Below are 14,306 nucleotides of genomic sequence, written 5' to 3'. Positions count from 1 at the left end.
GGTGGCGAGACTACTGATCATCGGCGGCTTCCTGGCCGCGGTGTTCTGGGTGTTCAGCATCGTCGACTGCGCCGTGCAGCCGGCGACGCGTCACCGCGGCGTGCGCAAGGCCGCCTGGATCGCCATCGTGGTGCTCATCCCGGTGATCGGCGGCATCCTCTGGTTCACGCTCGGTCGCCGACGCGCGAACGACCAGGGCGCTCGGCGCGTGCTCGCTCCCGATGACGATCCCGCCTTCCTGCAGAGCATCGGCAAGACCGAGCAGGATGCGCGCATCAAGCGCCTCGAAGAGGAGCTCGCGCGCCTGGACGAGGAGACCGACGAGCCTCCCGCCGCGGATACCCGCCCGTGACCTCATCCCCGGCGACGGATGCCGCGGCATCCCTCCTCGCCGACCTCGTGGCGCACGGCGTGCGCGACGTCGTGCTGTCGCCCGGTTCCCGCTCGCAGGCGCTCGCGCTCGCCGCGGTGCATCTCGCCGACGACGGGGCGCTGCGGCTGCACGTGCGCATCGACGAACGGGTGGCGGGGTTCACGGCGCTCGGCATCGCTCGCGAGTCGGGTGCGCCCGTCGCCGTGCTGTGCACGTCGGGAACGGCCGTCGCCAATCTGCTGCCCGCAACGATGGAGGCCTTCCACGCGGGCGTGCCACTTCTGCTCCTCACCGCCGACCGGCCGCCTGAACTGCGCGGCGTGGGCGCCAACCAGGCGACCCTGCAGAACAGCGTGTTCGGCCGCTGGGTCCGTGACGGCATCGACGCGCCGGTGCCCGGCGACGGCGACTGGGCCGGGCTCGCCGAGCGGGCCGTGGCCGCCGCGATGGGCGTGCAGGATGCCGCGCACGGCGTTCCCGGCGTCGCCGGCCCCGTACATCTGAACCTGCCGTCGCGCGAACCGCTCTCGGGTGTCATGCCCGAGATCAGCGTGCGGGCGGGTGAGCCCCCGCGGCCGGCGGGCGCGCAGCCGTTCGCTCTCGCGCGCGGCCCGCGCACCGTGGTGGTCGCGGGTGCCGACGCGGGATCGATCGCCGAGGAGGTCGCGCACGCCGGCGCCTGGCCGCTGATCGCCGAGATCGTCAGCGGTGCGCGATTCGGGCGCCAGATCGTTCACGGCTATCGGGCGCTGCTGCGGCAGGACGAGCTGGGCGGTCGCATCGAGCGGGTGGTCGTGTTCGGTCACCCCACGCTCAGCCGGGAGGTGGCCGCCCTGCTCGCGCGCGAGGGCGTCGAGGTCATCGCGGTGCGCCGGGGCGGGGAGGAGCTGAACCTCAACGGTCGCACGCGCGCCGTCTCGGCCGTGTCGGTCGAGGCCGGCGACCCCGATCGGGCCTGGCTCGGCGAGTGGCTCGCCGCGTCGGCCGCCCGGGTCGTCGACCTGTCGGAACGCGCGCCCGACCCCGAGGGTCTCGCCTCGACCGACCCGGCCGCGCGCCGCGAGGCCGTGAGAGCCGAGCTCGACGCGGTCCGCCGCCCGCTCGACCGCGAGCTCCTCGTCGATGCGGTGTGGCGGGCGACGTGGCCGCACGATCGGCTCGTCTTCGGGTCGTCGCGTCTCGTCCGCGTCGCCGACGCCGTGCTGGGCGGCAAGAAGGTCCCCGTGCACGCGAACCGGGGTCTGGCGGGCATCGACGGCACGATCGCGACCGCCACCGGCATCGCGCTCGCGAGTCAGTCTTCCGGTGCGCCGGGTGTCACGCGCGTGCTCCTCGGCGATCTCGCCTTCCTGCACGATGTGGGCGCCCTGCTGCTTCCGCCCGACGAGGTCGAGCCCCGGTTGCAGGTCATCGTCGGCAACGACGGGGGCGGCACCATCTTCGACGCGCTCGAGGTCGCGGCATCCGCGCCCCCGGCGCACCTCGACCGGGCGTTCTACACTCCGCACGCCGTGCACCTGGAAGACCTCGCCCGGGCCTACGGCTGGGAGTACGAGAAGGTCACCACCCGGACCGCCCTCGACCAGGCGCTCACGGCGTCGCGGGGCGGACGACGGATCATCGAGGTCCCCCTGGCGCGATGACTGGCAGGATGTGCCTATGAACGCGCATTCCTGGACGCAGACGCTCCGGATCGGCGACGGCTTCCGTCTCGCCGACCTCGACCCGGGCAGCAGGCCCGGCTACGACGGGGGCAAGTCGCACGGCGCGCGAGATCTCGAGGCGGGGCTGCAGAAGCTGAACGAGCTGCAGGAGCGGCTGTTCGCCGAGAGTCGCGTCGGGACCGCCGAGGACTCGGTCCTGCTGGTGCTGCAGGCGATGGACTCCGCCGGCAAGGGCGGCATCGTGCGTCATGTCGTGGGCGGTGTCGACCCGCAGGGCGTCTCGCTCACGGCGTTCAAGGCTCCGACCCCCGAGGAGCGCGCGCAGGACTTCCTCTGGCGCGTCGAGAAGCGTCTTCCCGAGCCGGGGTTCATCGGGGTCTTCGACCGCTCGCACTATGAAGACGTGCTGATCGGCCGCGTGCGGGCGCTGGCCGACGCGCCCGAGATCGAGCGGCGCTACGGCGCCATCAACGCCTTCGAGGCGAAGATCTCGGCCGCCGGCACGCGCATCGTCAAGGTCATGCTGCACATCTCACCCGAAGAGCAGAAGGCCCGCCTCATGGAGCGGCTGGAGCGATCGGACAAGCACTGGAAGTACAACCCCGGCGATGTCGACGAGCGGATGCTGTGGCCGCAGTACATGCAGGCCTATCAGGACGTGTTCGACCGCACGTCGACCGAGGTCGCGCCCTGGTACGTGATCCCGGCGGATTCGAAGTGGTATGCGCGACTTGCCGTCCAGGAGCTCCTTCTCGCCGCGCTCGAAGACATCGATCCGCAGTGGCCCGCGGCCGACTTCGACGTCGAAGCCGAGAAGAAGCGCCTCGCCGAAAGCTGATCCCGACCGGTCGTTGAGCGAACGCAGCGAGACGAAACGCCCTGACGGACGAGACGCCTCAGGCGAGCGCGTCGACCAGCGGGCGGAACTTCACGCGCGTCTCGAGCAGCTCCGACTCGGGGTCCGACCCCGCGACGATGCCGGCGCCCGCATACGCGGTCACGCGGATGTCCTCGGCGGTCGGGATGAACTGCGCGCAGCGCAGCGCGATGGCCCATTCGCCGTTGCCCGCGGCATCCACCCACCCCACCGGTCCGGCGTAGCGGCCGCGGTCGAAGGGCTCGAGATCGCGGATCGCGGCGACGGCCGCACCCGTCGGCGTTCCGGCGACGGCGGCGGTGGGGTGCAGCGCGCGCACCAGATCGAGCGCCGAGCCGCCCTCGTCGAGCTCGCCCTCGACGTCGGTGGCGAGGTGGAACAGGTTCGGCAGCTTGAGCAGGAAGGGCTGTTCGCTCGCCGCGAGGGCGCGGGTGTGCGGCCGCAACGACGCGAGAACGCTCTGCACGGCGTACTGGTGCTCGTCGAGGTCCTTGGTGCTCGACGCCAGTCGAGCGGATGCCGCGGTGTCGGCATCCGCATCGGCGCCACGGCCGATCGTGCCGGCGAGCACGCGGGCCGTGACCGTGCCGTCCTGCACGGTCACGAGCGTCTCGGGACTGGCTCCGATCAGTCCGTCGACCGCGAACGCCCAGGTGTCGGGGTAGCCGGTCGCCAGTGCTCGCACGAGGCGGCGCAGATCGGACCCCGCCGGGATGCTGCCGCTCAGGTCGCGCGCCAGGACCACCTTGCTCAGCTCTCCGGCGGCGATGCGGCCGAGAGCCGTGCGCACCGAATCCTGGTAGCCCTGGGCGGTCTGTGCCCCCGGTCCCACCGTGCCGGACCAGTGCGGCCCATAGGGGTGAGGGCGAGGGGGAGACGCGTCGACAGGAGCCGCGGCGAGGCGGATCCGGGTGTGCCAGAAGCGATCGCCACGGCGCCCGACGACCTCCGACGGCACGACGAGCACGCTGTCGGCGGGCGACCGCTCGTCGAAGGGGAGAGCGCCGAACGCCACCAGGCCCGTTCCGGGGAGGCCGACGGCGTCGTCGATCCGCGCCTCGGCCGACATCCCCCGCCAGACGGTCGCGAGCGCCGCGCTGCGAGGCGCCCCGTCGACCCCCGGGCGCACCTCGGCCAGCGGCGCCCCCAGCGAGACGATGCCGTCGCCGCGTCTCAGCCACGCGATCGGGCGGGCGGGATCGGCGAAGGCCAGGAGATCCTCGACCGGGTCGATCTCACGGGTCTCGGCGACCAGGTGGGTGTGGTGCACCCCTCCAGCCTATGCCGCTCGGACAGTGCCGATCCGCGCCGTCGTAGGGTGGGCGGATGAGCGATGCACGACCCGCCCCCGGCTGCGAGATGGTCTTCCGCTGGCGGAAATGGGACGGGTCGCCGCACTGGCGTCACGAATGCGTCTACCTCGGCGCCGACGAGTGGGGCGACTGGCTGGGGCAGCCGGTCGGCTGGCACAGCTCACGACCGGGTCGGGAGTTCACCGCGGAGGCTGCCAACGTCACCCTCGTGCCGAGACGGACCGACTTCGCGCTCACCGTGAACCGTGACCACCCGAACGGGATGCGCATCTACATCGACCTGGGCTGGGAGGTGCGCTGGTCGTCGGATCCGCTGCTGGCGACCGGCGTCGACATGGACCTCGACGTCGTGCGCGTGGAGGGCGACCGCGGCACCTGGGTCGACGACCGCGACGAGTGGGCCGAGCACAGCGTCCGATACGGGTATCCGCCCGAGGTCATGGCGCACCTCGAGGCGCTCGCGCTCGACCTGGAGGAGCGCGTCCGCACCCGCGTCGCGCCCTTCGACGACGCCACGGCCGACACCTGGCTCGACCACCTGGAAGCCCTCCGCCTGCCGCCTAGACTGGGTGGGTGACCTCGAACGAGAAGAACCGCGCCGATCTCGGCAAGGACCCGGCTCGCGTCAGCGGCATGTTCGACCAGGTCGCCGCCGGCTACGACCGCACGAACACGGCGATGACGTTCGGCAACGACGCGCTGTGGCGTGCGGCCACGACGCGCGCCGTGGCGCCGAAGCCGGGGGAGCGGATCCTCGATCTCGGAGCGGGCACCGCGTCGTCGTCGGCATCCCTCGCGCGCAGCGGTGCGCAGGTGATAGCCGCCGATTTCTCCCCCGGGATGCTGGCCGAGGGGCAGCGCCGGCACGGAGCGATCCGCAACCTGTCGTTCGTGCAGGCCGATGCCACCGATCTGCCTTTCGCGGATGCCGAGTTCGACGCGGTGACGATGTCGTACGCGCTGCGCAACGTGAGCGATCCGAAGAAGGCGCTGCGCGAACTGTTCCGGGTGACGAGACCCGGCGGACGGCTCGTGATCAACGAGTTCTCGACGCCGCCGGCCACGCTGTTCCGGGCCGCCTACCGGTTCTACAACGCGCAGGTCCTTCCACGGGTGGCCCGGGTCGCCGGCACGAACGGCGATGCCTACGACTACCTCAACGAGTCGATCCGGGACTGGCCGGACCAGAAGAGACTGTCGGCCTGGATCCGCGAGGCGGGGTGGGTCGACGTCGCGTATCGCAACCTCTCGTTCGGGATCGTCGCCCTGCACCGGGCGTGCAAGCCCGAGTGACCCCCTCCGGGCGCGAACCGGCCATCACGACGACGGTAGGCTGAGAGTGTGACTTCGAGCCCCATCGCCCCGGGTTCGCGACTGGCGAGCCGTCTCGGCTTCAGCGATCGCGTCTTCGTCGGCCCCGCCGCACGACGCGTCGCCCGCGCCATCGAAGAGGGCCTCGAACGGGTCGAGACGGGCCTCGCCGACGACGTCCGCGTCGCAGATCCTCTCGCCGACGCGGCCAGCAGGTACCTCTACGAGGCCGGTGGGAAGCGCATCCGTCCGGTGCTGACTCTCCTTGCGGCGCAGCTGGGGGAGGGCAACACCGACGAGGTGATCGACGTCGCCAAGGCGCTCGAGATCACCCATCTGGGCTCGCTCTACCACGACGACGTGATGGACGGCGCCGACCGCCGGCGCGGTGTGCCCGCCGCTCACGCCGTGTGGGGCAACAGCATCGCGATCCTCACGGGCGACATCCTCTTCTCCCGCGCCAGTCAGCTGATGTCGCGCCTCGGAGATCGCGCGATCCGCCTGCAGGCCGACACCTTCGAGCGCCTCGTCCTCGGTCAGATGCACGAGACCCTCGGCGCGCAGCCCGACGACGACCCCATCGCGTTCTACATCCAGGTGCTGGCCGACAAGACCGGCTCGCTCATCGCCGCGGCGACCCAGGGCGGCGTGATCTTCTCGAACGCTCCTGAAGAGCTCGAGGAGCCGATGCGCATCTATGGCGAGAAGATCGGCGTGGCCTTCCAGCTGCTCGACGACGTCATCGACCTCTCGGCCCGGCCCGAAGACACCGGCAAGGTCCCGGGCACCGATCTTCGCGCCGGCGTGCCGACCATGCCGTACCTGCTGTTGAAGGCCGAGACCGACGCGGCATCCGTCGACCTCGCGGCTCGCATCGACGAGGGCGTCGCGCTCATCGCCGACGGAGCCGATCCGGCCATCCTCGACGCGCCCCTCGACGCATTGCGCGAGCACCCGGTGACCGAGAAGACGCTGGAGCTCGCCCACACGTGGACGCAGGGGGCGATCGACGCCCTCGACCCGCTGCCGCGCGGCACGGTGCGCGACGCTCTCATCCGATTCGCCGAGACCCTCGCCGGGCGATCCAGCTGAACGCGCGCGGCCGACGCGCTCGGCTGCGCGACGCCTGCCGCGGCCTACGAAAGGACCTTCCATGACCAAGCTCCGACTGGCCATCGTCGGTGCAGGACCGGCCGGCATCTACGCCGCCGACATCCTGCTGAAGGCCGAGCGCAAGTTCGACGTCTCCATCGACCTGTTCGAGCAGCTGCCCGCGCCCTACGGTCTCGTGCGCTACGGGGTCGCCCCCGACCACCCCCGCATCAAGGGCATCATCACCGCCCTGCGCGATGTGCTCGACCGCGGCGACATCCGCCTGTTCGGCAACGTGCGCTTCGGCGAGGACATCACCCTCGACGACCTCAAGAAGCACTACAACGCGGTGATCTTCGCCACCGGCGCCATCCGCGACACCTCGCTCGACATCCCCGGTGTCGACGCGGTCGCGTCGTACGGGGCCGCCGACTACGTCAGCTGGTTCGACGGGCACCCCGACGTTCCGCGCGAATGGCCGCTGGACGCGGCATCCGTCGGCGTGCTGGGCAACGGCAACGTCGCGCTCGACGTGGCTCGGATGCTGGCCAAGCACGCCGAGGACCTCCTGGTCACCGAGGTTCCCGACAACGTGTACCGCGGCCTGCAGTCGAGCCGGGTGACCGACGTGCACGTCTTCGGGCGGCGGGGTCCGGCACAGGTCAAGTTCACCCCGCTCGAGCTGCGCGAGCTGGGCGAGCTGCGCGACGTCGACATGGTCGTGTACGACGAGGACTTCGATTACGACGAGGCCTCGAAGGATGCCGTCGCCAGCAACAAGCAGGTCATGGTCATCGACCGCATCCTGCAGTCATGGCGCAAGCGCGAGTCGGTGAACAACGCCGGCGGCACGGCGTCGCGGCGGCTGCATCTGCACTTCTGGGCTCGTCCGGTCGAGGTGCGCACCGACGAGTCCGGGCGGGTGGCCGCGCTCGTGTACGAGCGCACGAAGCCCGACGGGCAGGGCGGCGCCGTCGGCACGGGTGAGATGCGCGAGGTTCCGCTGCAGGCGCTCTACCGGGCCATCGGCTACTTCGGCTCGCCGCTGCCCGGCGTGCCCTTCGACAAGAAGCACGGCGTCATCCCCAACCGCGAGGGTCAGGTGCTGGCGAAGGACTCCAACGAGCGGGTTCCCGGCATCTACGCGACCGGATGGATCAAGCGCGGCCCGGTCGGGCTCATCGGCCACACCAAGTCCGACGCCATGGAGACGGTTCGCCACATCATCAACGACCAGGGCTCGTGGTGGCATCCGGAGGACCCCTCGGAGCAGTCGATCCCCGCGCTGCTCCAGGAGCGGGGCGTGCGCTGGACCGACCTCGAGGGCTGGCATCGCCTCGACGAGCACGAGATCGGCCTCGGCGCCCCGCACGAGCGCGCGCGCGTGAAGGTCGTCCCCCGCGACGAGATGGTGCGGGTGTCGCGCGGCGAGTAGTCGTGCGGCCGACGATCGACGCGCCGCTGCCGGTGCCGGTGCGGACCTGCTCCTAGGCTGAGGTCATGCGACGTCGTCCTCTGCTGATCCTCGGTGCGGTGGCCCTGCTCCTCGTCACCGGCTGCGCGCCGGAGCCGGAGCCCACGGCGACGCCCACGAGGTCGGCGTCGCCGTCGCCGAGTCCGACCGCCGAGCCGATCGTCGAACCCGAAGTGGCGTTCGACGTGACCTGCGACGATGTGGCCGCCGAGCTCGCGACGGTCGTCGGCGCCCCTGCGGGGGAGATCGAGCAGGGGCTGTCGCTCGTCTCGGCGCCGAACTGGTATCCGGGACCCGCACGCTACGCGTTCTCCCGCGCGAGCGGCATCGCCTGCTCGACCGGTGACGACAGCCGCAGCTGGGAGGTCACGATCGTGCCCGGGGCGCAGGCCATCACCGAGGGCGCCGCCTCGCGCGGTGGCTACCAGGGCGAGGAGTCCCGCTGCGAGGACAACGGCAGGTGCTTCTTCCAGCTGATCGACGGCGACGTGCTGGTGTCGGGAGAGGTGAACGAACCCGCGTTCCGTGCCGCCGATGCGCCGCGCATCGAGGAGGCGCTGCGTCGCCTCGCGGCATCCGCTTCGGCCTCACTCCGGACCGTCGAGGTGCCGCCGAGCGAGATCGCCGGCGCGGAGTGCACGCGCTTCCTGACGATGGACGAGCTCAGCAGCGCCCTCGGCGGGCAGCCCGTCTCCATCATCGACTCGTTCGGCGGCTGGGGGATCCCCTCCGAGGTGTACCAGGTCGTCAACGGATCGCGCATCTGCTACTACGCCTCGGGCGAGAGTGAATACGAATCGCAGGGGTACCTCGCCCTGACCACGCTGCCGGGCGGTGCATGGGCGTTCGAGCGGATCGAGGGCGCCACGTCGGTCGATGTCGACGGTGCGGATGCTGCGCTCGAGGGCACCGATCCGTTCGGACGCGACGTGCTCGACCTGCAGGTCGGCACCGACTGGATCCGTCTCACCGACTACGAGGGCTCCGGCATCGCCGACCTGCGCTCGATCGCGGAGCAGATCGTCCAGAACTACACCGCCGGCCGCCCGTCTCCGCAGTGAGCGTGTCGGCCGGTCCGTCGGCAGCAGGGGAGAGCGCGATGGCCGAGTGGGCCCCCGACATCCTCGCGGATGAGTTCGAGCAGCTCACGCTGCCGCTCGCCGACGACGATCAGGGCCCGGTCGTCGCGACCCTGGTCCGCGCGCTGCCGAACGCGAGAGGGTGGTGGGAGCGTGTGCGCGGGCGACGGGCGCCTCTCGACGACGTGGACGTGCTCTACGTGCACGGTTGGTCGGACTACTTCTTCCAGAAGCGGCTGGCGCGCTTCTGGACCTCCCGCGGCGCGCGCTTCCACGCGCTCGATCTGCGCAAGTACGGCCGCAGCCTGCGCGACGGGCAGACGCCCGGGTACGTCACCTCGCTCGCGACCTACGACGAAGACATCGCCGCCGCCCTGGCCGTCATGGGCCACAGCCCGGGTGGAGGCAGCGATCGGCGGCTCGTGCTGGTGGGCCACTCGACCGGGGGTCTGACGCTGAGCCTGTGGGCCTCGCGTCATCCGAATGCCGCCGACGCGGTGATCCTCAACAGTCCCTGGCTGGAGTTCCAGCTGGCTCCGGCACGGGCGGCCCTGGCGCCGATGCTCGAACTGCAGGCGCGGCTCCGCCCTCTCGAGATGGCTCCGCAGGTCGACCTCGGCTTCTACAGCCGGGCGCAGCAGGAGGTCGCCGACCCCGACGATCCGGTCGAGGTGAATCCCCTGTGGCGCCCCGTCCAGACCATGGCCGTCTACGCGGGCTGGCTCAACGCCGTCTTCGCCGGACACAAGGCGGTCGCGGCGGGGCTGTCGATCCCCGCACCGGTGTGCGTGCTGCTCTCTGCACGATCGGTGCCGCCGACCCGCTGGTCGGACGACCTCACCTCCGCGGATTCGGTGCTGGTCGTCGACGACATCGCGCGGGCGGCCCTGCGCCTCGGACCGTCGGTCACGGTCGAGCGCATCGACGGTGCCCTGCACGACGTGTTCCTGTCGCGGCGTGAGGCGCGCGAAGACGCCTATCGCCGGCTCGACCGCTGGGTCACCGGATGGAACGCGGCAGACTGACCGGCGTCACAGGTAGTGCATGGCGCGGGTGAGGCGCTCGGCCTCGTCGCCGTCGCCGCGGAGGACGGCGTCGCGGAAGTCGCGGTAGACCTGCAGCATCCGCTCGTGGTCCTCCGAGGGCATCTTCCAGTGGCGGAGGTTGCGCAGGAGGGCGACGGTCGTGTCCTCGATCACCACGCAGTGCTGAGCGTTGTCGCTGTGCGTCCCGAGGTACGAGAACACCGCCCACCGCGTGTTCGTCGTCCGCACGCTGTCGCCGAGCGAGTCGTACATCTTCTCGACGAGACGTCCGACGTGCGCGCGCTGCGCCGCGGTGAGGCGCGGCACCGCCAATCGGGCCGCGACCCCCGCCTGGTATCCGGCGAAGGCGAGCGACTGCGCGATGGTCTCGGCGCTGACCTCGGTCACCTCGGTGTAGCGGCTCGGGTACATCACGACCATGCCCAGCCGCTCCAGTCGCTGCAGCGCCTCGCGCACAGGTGTGCGCGACACGTGCAGCTTCGCTGCGACGTCGAGATCGCGGATGCGCTGTCCCGGAGCCAGCCTCCCGTCGATGATGCGATCGCCGATGTGGTGGAAGACCTCATCGGCCAGTAGTTGCTTGTTCTCCGCGCTGTTCTTCGCCGCCATGTTCGCCATGGACCGCCCCCCAGTTGCCTTACTTGCTGTCGCGCACGCGTATGTCTCATCACAGTATGCGCAGACTGCCAACACACTACGCGCAAACCGTGTCACACGCACGCGGTGACACCGCTTTGGGGACAAACGTCGTCACAGCGCGCGGCGGCGATGCAGAAGACCCCGCCCGGCACGAGGCCGGGCGGGGTCGGGGAGTGCGTCGTCGACGGACCGCTCGTCAGCGGTAGTTGATGAACTGCAGATCGATGTCGAGGTCGGATCCCTTGAGGAGGGCGATCACGGCCTGCAGGTCGTCGCGGCTCTTCGACTGCACGCGCAGCTCGTCGCCCTGGATCTGGCTCTTCACGCCCTTGGGGCCCTCGTCGCGGATGATCTTGCCGATCTTCTTGGCGTTCTCGGACGAGATGCCGTCTTTGAGCGACGACACGATGCGGAACTCCTTGCCGCTCGCGAAGGGGTCGCCCGAATCGAGACTCTTCAGGGAGATTCCCCGCTTGATGAGCTTCGACTGGAAGACGTCGAGAACCGCCTTCGCCCGCTCCTCGGAGTTCGCGGTGATGAGGACCTGCTCGCCGCTCCACGCGATCGAGGCGCCCGTGCCCTTGAAGTCGTAGCGCTGCTCGACCTCTTTGCGGGCCTGGTTGAGGGCGTTCTCGGCCTCCTGGTGATCCACTTTCGAGACGATGTCAAAGGAACTGTCAGCCATGGAAGCAGTGTACCGAGCACCGTGATTCCCGCATGCGCCGGGCGCTGTCGGCACCGCGCTCGCCGGAGCGACGTGTCGCTCCGGCGTTGCTCCCACCGATATGCCGGTGCGGTCGTACCGTGGACGCATGGCACGTGTGGGCGGACGCAACCTCGGGGTCAGCGGGGTCGCCGGCGTGATCTGCGCCGGGGTCATCGGCGCTCTGCTCTGGTTCTCGCTGCCGATGCTGCCGGTCCTCGCCGAGTTCGCCGGCGAGACGCTGCGCACCGTGCTGCCCTGAACCGGTCGTCCGGCCATCGCGGCCGATCCGGACCGGGTCGGAGCAGCAGGCGACCGACGAATGGCGACACGTCGGCACGCCTCCGAGGGCGCTCGCGCGCGCGGCGGTAGCCTCGCACTGCACACATCCGACGAGAGGCGCACCCCATGAGTGACCCCGACGCTCCCCAGCATGAGAAGCCGAGAGACGTCGACGACGTCGTCGGCAGCGCGAACGCCGGCCTCGACGCCGCCGCCGCGGCGGGTGCCGGAGTGCCCGGCTCCTCCGCCGAGCCGGAGGAGCGCAGGCCGGTCGACCCCGACCTCGCCGCTTTCGAAGAGGCCGAGCGGGAGCATCCCGGGGTCTTCTCCTCCCCGCCGCCTCCCGCCGTGCCGCCGACCATCGCGCACTCGTCGATCGACGCCGACCGCGACCGCCTGACGGACCGCGACGCGACCGCCGTCGCCCCCGTGGCCGATGATCGCGACGCGGTGCGCGACCACGACGCCACCGCGGTGTACGACCGTGACGACACCCCGATCGCGGACGCCGCGTATGCCCCGCACGACGACCGCACCGAGACGCGCGTCGTCCCGTCCGAGCCGCTCGTCGCCTCGGCGGCCCAGGCGCCGCAGCCGATCTTCGTGCAGGCGCCCGAGCCGCCGCGCGACCGGGGCAACCGAGGCACGGCGGGCGCGATCGGTCTGCTCGCGACGGTCGTCTTCGCCCTTCTCTACCTCGGCGCGACCATCGGTCTCCGCGCCATCGAGGGCGACGTCACCGGCGAGAACATCGGCGAGGCTCTGCTCGCGCCGCTGGTCACCTGGGGCTACTGGACTCCCGTCGTCGTGTTCTTCCTCGGCTTCTGGCTCCTCGGCGCGATCATCAACCGCGGCCGCTGGGGTCTGTGGGTCGTGTTCGGTCTCATCGTCGGTGTCATCGCCTACGCCGGGCACATCCTCGGGCAGCTGTTCGAGGAGCCGTTCTGGCGGCTGACGGCCACCGAGGGCCTCACGCTCGTCGGCGAGCAGCTGCTGGCCCCTCTGGCGATCGCCGCCTTCGTCTTCGCCCGCGAGCTCACCATCTGGTTCGGCGCCTGGGTCGCTCGCAGCGGCGCCCGCAAGACCGAGCTCAACGCCGAGGCCCAGCGCGAGTACGAGCGCACGCTCGAGGCCGGCCCGACGCTGTCGAGGTGATGACCGACTCCAGCACGCCAGACCCCCGCGGACCCGAGTCCGCGGGGGTCTCGGCTGTCCTGGCGATCGTCCTCGCGACGGTCGGGTTCTTCGCGCTGAGCGTCTTCGGGCTCGGCGCGGTCAGCGTCGCCACCGACGCCGACATCATCGCCGTGCCCGGCCCCGGACCCCTTCCGGGAGTGATCGGGATGCTGGCCGCCGTGGCCGGCTTCGCCCTCACGCTGGGGGCGGCGCTGCGGCGGCAGCATCCGTCGTTCCTGGCCACGATCACGATCGCGCTCGTCGCCGGTCTCGCCCACCTCATCGGCGTCTGGGTAGCGGTGCTGTTCGGGTCGGGGGGCGTCATCATCGCCACCGCCGTCGCCGGCGACCTCGTGCGCGGCGGCGCGAGCGCCGTGCTCCTGATCGCGGCGGCGATCGCCGGCTGGTCGGGCATCGCCCTTCGGCGCACACGATCCGCCCGCCCGCGCTGGCCCTGGGAGCGCGACGACGAGGAGTGACCCGCCAGCCGGATGCCGGAAATCGCCGCGGGAACCGGCGACGCGCCGTACGCTGGTGGGGTGGAGCGCTCGTTGGAGACGCAGGTCGACCAGGCCGTCGAGGCCTGGCTGCGCTGGGTGCCGCGCTGGGAGCCGGCGACCCACCGCGGTCGCGTCGCCCCCTGTCGCCGCTGCCTGGGGTCGCCCATCCTCTCCGCCGCCGGCATCGGCGCCGACACCCCCCACGGGGTGCAGCACGGGCTGTCGACGCGCATGAAGACGATCGTCGACCATGCCGTCGCCGAGTACACGGCGCGCAACCTGCCCATGCTCCAGCGTGAACTCGACCAGCAGGCGGCGCGCAACCGGGCGCGCAGCTACCGACCCGCCGAAGACCTCGACCCGGAGTTCGACGGGCTGCCCCTCGACCCCGAGCCGGTGCCCGGCGCCCCGTTCCTGTTCACCATCGCCGGCCTCGCCGACGATGCGGCCGACGAGCTGCCCCCGCTGCCGCCGCTGACGGAGGAGGCGAAGGTGGCGCTCCGCCAGGAGGTGGCTCTCGCCGACGAGTACGCCAACATGATCGGACGCGAGATCTGCGGCATCCTGCTCCGGCATCGCCTGCAGATCCAGGCGGCGATCTCCCAGCACATCGAGCCGCAGATCGAGGCCATGCTCGCCGAACTCACCCAGTCGCTGGACTCGCCGTTCGACCCCGAGGCGCCCTAGCCGTGACCATTTGACCGCCAGGTTACGCGGCATTACACTTGATCAGGTGTGTGCACGTCTTGACGTGCGCGCTGGGCGTCGGCACCTCGC

16 protein-coding genes are annotated in these 14,306 nt (G+C 71.1%); 13 read left to right on the top strand and 3 right to left on the bottom strand.

Annotation, left to right across the window (positions count from 1 at the left end; genetic code table 11):
• Position 1 precedes the first annotated feature (1 nt).
• From AB3M90_RS14690 to AB3M90_RS14680, 3 genes are read left to right on the top strand one after another with little or no spacing between them, the layout of a single operon-like run.
• Complete coding sequence (locus AB3M90_RS14690) at positions 2–352, top strand: PLD nuclease N-terminal domain-containing protein (RefSeq protein WP_412953239.1); 351 nt, start codon at positions 2–4, stop codon at positions 350–352.
• On the top strand, positions 349–2,016 hold the full coding sequence (menD, locus tag AB3M90_RS14685) for a 2-succinyl-5-enolpyruvyl-6-hydroxy-3-cyclohexene-1-carboxylic-acid synthase (protein WP_412953237.1): 1,668 nt from the start codon (positions 349–351) through the stop codon (positions 2,014–2,016). Before AB3M90_RS14690 ends, menD begins: the two co-directional genes overlap by 4 nt.
• A gap of 16 nt (positions 2,017–2,032) precedes the next feature.
• A complete protein-coding gene (locus AB3M90_RS14680; protein WP_412953234.1) occupies positions 2,033–2,875 on the top strand; it encodes a polyphosphate kinase 2 family protein in 843 nt (280 codons plus the stop codon).
• Positions 2,876–2,933: 58 nt separating this feature from the next.
• Here AB3M90_RS14680 and AB3M90_RS14675 read toward each other — a convergent pair whose 3' ends face one another.
• Positions 2,934–4,184: an isochorismate synthase gene (locus AB3M90_RS14675; protein ID WP_412953231.1), complete on the bottom strand. Its 1,251-nt coding sequence runs from the start codon at positions 4,182–4,184 to the stop codon at positions 2,934–2,936.
• A gap of 56 nt (positions 4,185–4,240) precedes the next feature.
• Between AB3M90_RS14675 and AB3M90_RS14670 the strand changes: the two genes are divergently transcribed.
• From AB3M90_RS14670 to AB3M90_RS14645, 6 genes are all read left to right on the top strand, one after another.
• Positions 4,241–4,804, top strand: a complete 564-nt coding sequence (locus AB3M90_RS14670) for a DUF402 domain-containing protein (RefSeq protein ID WP_412953229.1) — start codon at positions 4,241–4,243, stop codon at positions 4,802–4,804.
• Positions 4,801–5,520, top strand: a complete 720-nt coding sequence (locus AB3M90_RS14665) for a class I SAM-dependent methyltransferase (protein ID WP_412953228.1) — start codon at positions 4,801–4,803, stop codon at positions 5,518–5,520. The genes AB3M90_RS14670 and AB3M90_RS14665 overlap by 4 nt, the downstream gene beginning before the upstream one ends.
• A 48-nt stretch (positions 5,521–5,568) precedes the next feature.
• On the top strand, positions 5,569–6,630 hold the full coding sequence (locus AB3M90_RS14660) for a polyprenyl synthetase family protein (protein WP_412953226.1): 1,062 nt from the start codon (positions 5,569–5,571) through the stop codon (positions 6,628–6,630).
• Between the two features lie 61 nt (positions 6,631–6,691).
• On the top strand, positions 6,692–8,065 hold the full coding sequence (locus AB3M90_RS14655) for an FAD-dependent oxidoreductase (protein ID WP_412953224.1): 1,374 nt from the start codon (positions 6,692–6,694) through the stop codon (positions 8,063–8,065).
• 65 nt (positions 8,066–8,130) lie between these two features.
• Positions 8,131–9,165 (top strand): hypothetical protein, encoded by a 1,035-nt coding sequence (locus AB3M90_RS14650; protein WP_412953222.1) that lies wholly within the window; start codon positions 8,131–8,133, stop codon positions 9,163–9,165.
• Positions 9,166–9,203: 38 nt separating this feature from the next.
• Entirely contained in the window at positions 9,204–10,208 is a 1,005-nt protein-coding gene (locus AB3M90_RS14645; RefSeq protein WP_412953220.1) for an alpha/beta hydrolase, read from the top strand.
• A 6-nt stretch (positions 10,209–10,214) separates the two neighbouring features.
• On the opposite strand, the gene AB3M90_RS14640 is transcribed toward AB3M90_RS14645, so the two are convergent.
• Together AB3M90_RS14640 and AB3M90_RS14635 are read right to left on the bottom strand one after the other, a co-directional pair.
• Positions 10,215–10,847, bottom strand: a complete 633-nt coding sequence (locus AB3M90_RS14640) for a GntR family transcriptional regulator (protein ID WP_412953217.1) — start codon at positions 10,845–10,847, stop codon at positions 10,215–10,217.
• A gap of 217 nt (positions 10,848–11,064) precedes the next feature.
• On the bottom strand, positions 11,065–11,553 hold the full coding sequence (locus AB3M90_RS14635) for a YajQ family cyclic di-GMP-binding protein (protein ID WP_412953214.1): 489 nt from the start codon (positions 11,551–11,553) through the stop codon (positions 11,065–11,067).
• Between the two features lie 127 nt (positions 11,554–11,680).
• On the opposite strand from AB3M90_RS14635, the gene AB3M90_RS14630 reads away from it, so the two are divergent.
• The 4 genes from AB3M90_RS14630 to AB3M90_RS14615 all read left to right on the top strand — a co-directional run bounded on the left by AB3M90_RS14630 (position 11,681) and on the right by AB3M90_RS14615 (position 14,216).
• Positions 11,681–11,833, top strand: coding sequence for a hypothetical protein (locus tag AB3M90_RS14630; protein WP_412953211.1), 153 nt, complete (start codon positions 11,681–11,683; stop codon positions 11,831–11,833).
• A gap of 146 nt (positions 11,834–11,979) precedes the next feature.
• Positions 11,980–13,008: an ABC transporter gene (locus tag AB3M90_RS14625; RefSeq protein ID WP_412953209.1), complete on the top strand. Its 1,029-nt coding sequence runs from the start codon at positions 11,980–11,982 to the stop codon at positions 13,006–13,008.
• Positions 13,008–13,508: a DUF6121 family protein gene (locus AB3M90_RS14620; protein WP_412953206.1), complete on the top strand. Its 501-nt coding sequence runs from the start codon at positions 13,008–13,010 to the stop codon at positions 13,506–13,508. The genes AB3M90_RS14625 and AB3M90_RS14620 overlap by 1 nt, the downstream gene beginning before the upstream one ends.
• 60 nt (positions 13,509–13,568) lie before the next feature.
• The gene (locus AB3M90_RS14615; RefSeq protein WP_412953205.1) at positions 13,569–14,216 is read left to right on the top strand and encodes a spermidine/putrescine ABC transporter substrate-binding protein; all 648 of its coding nucleotides are present in this window, start codon (positions 13,569–13,571) and stop codon (positions 14,214–14,216) included.
• Positions 14,217–14,306: the final 90 nt, after the last annotated feature.

Source organism: Microbacterium martis (assembly GCF_047246685.1).
In the GTDB taxonomy this organism is placed as follows: domain Bacteria; phylum Actinomycetota; class Actinomycetes; order Actinomycetales; family Microbacteriaceae; genus Microbacterium.
The sequence above is the reverse complement of the archived record's forward strand: the minus strand, read 5'-3'. Positions and strand labels throughout refer to the sequence as shown.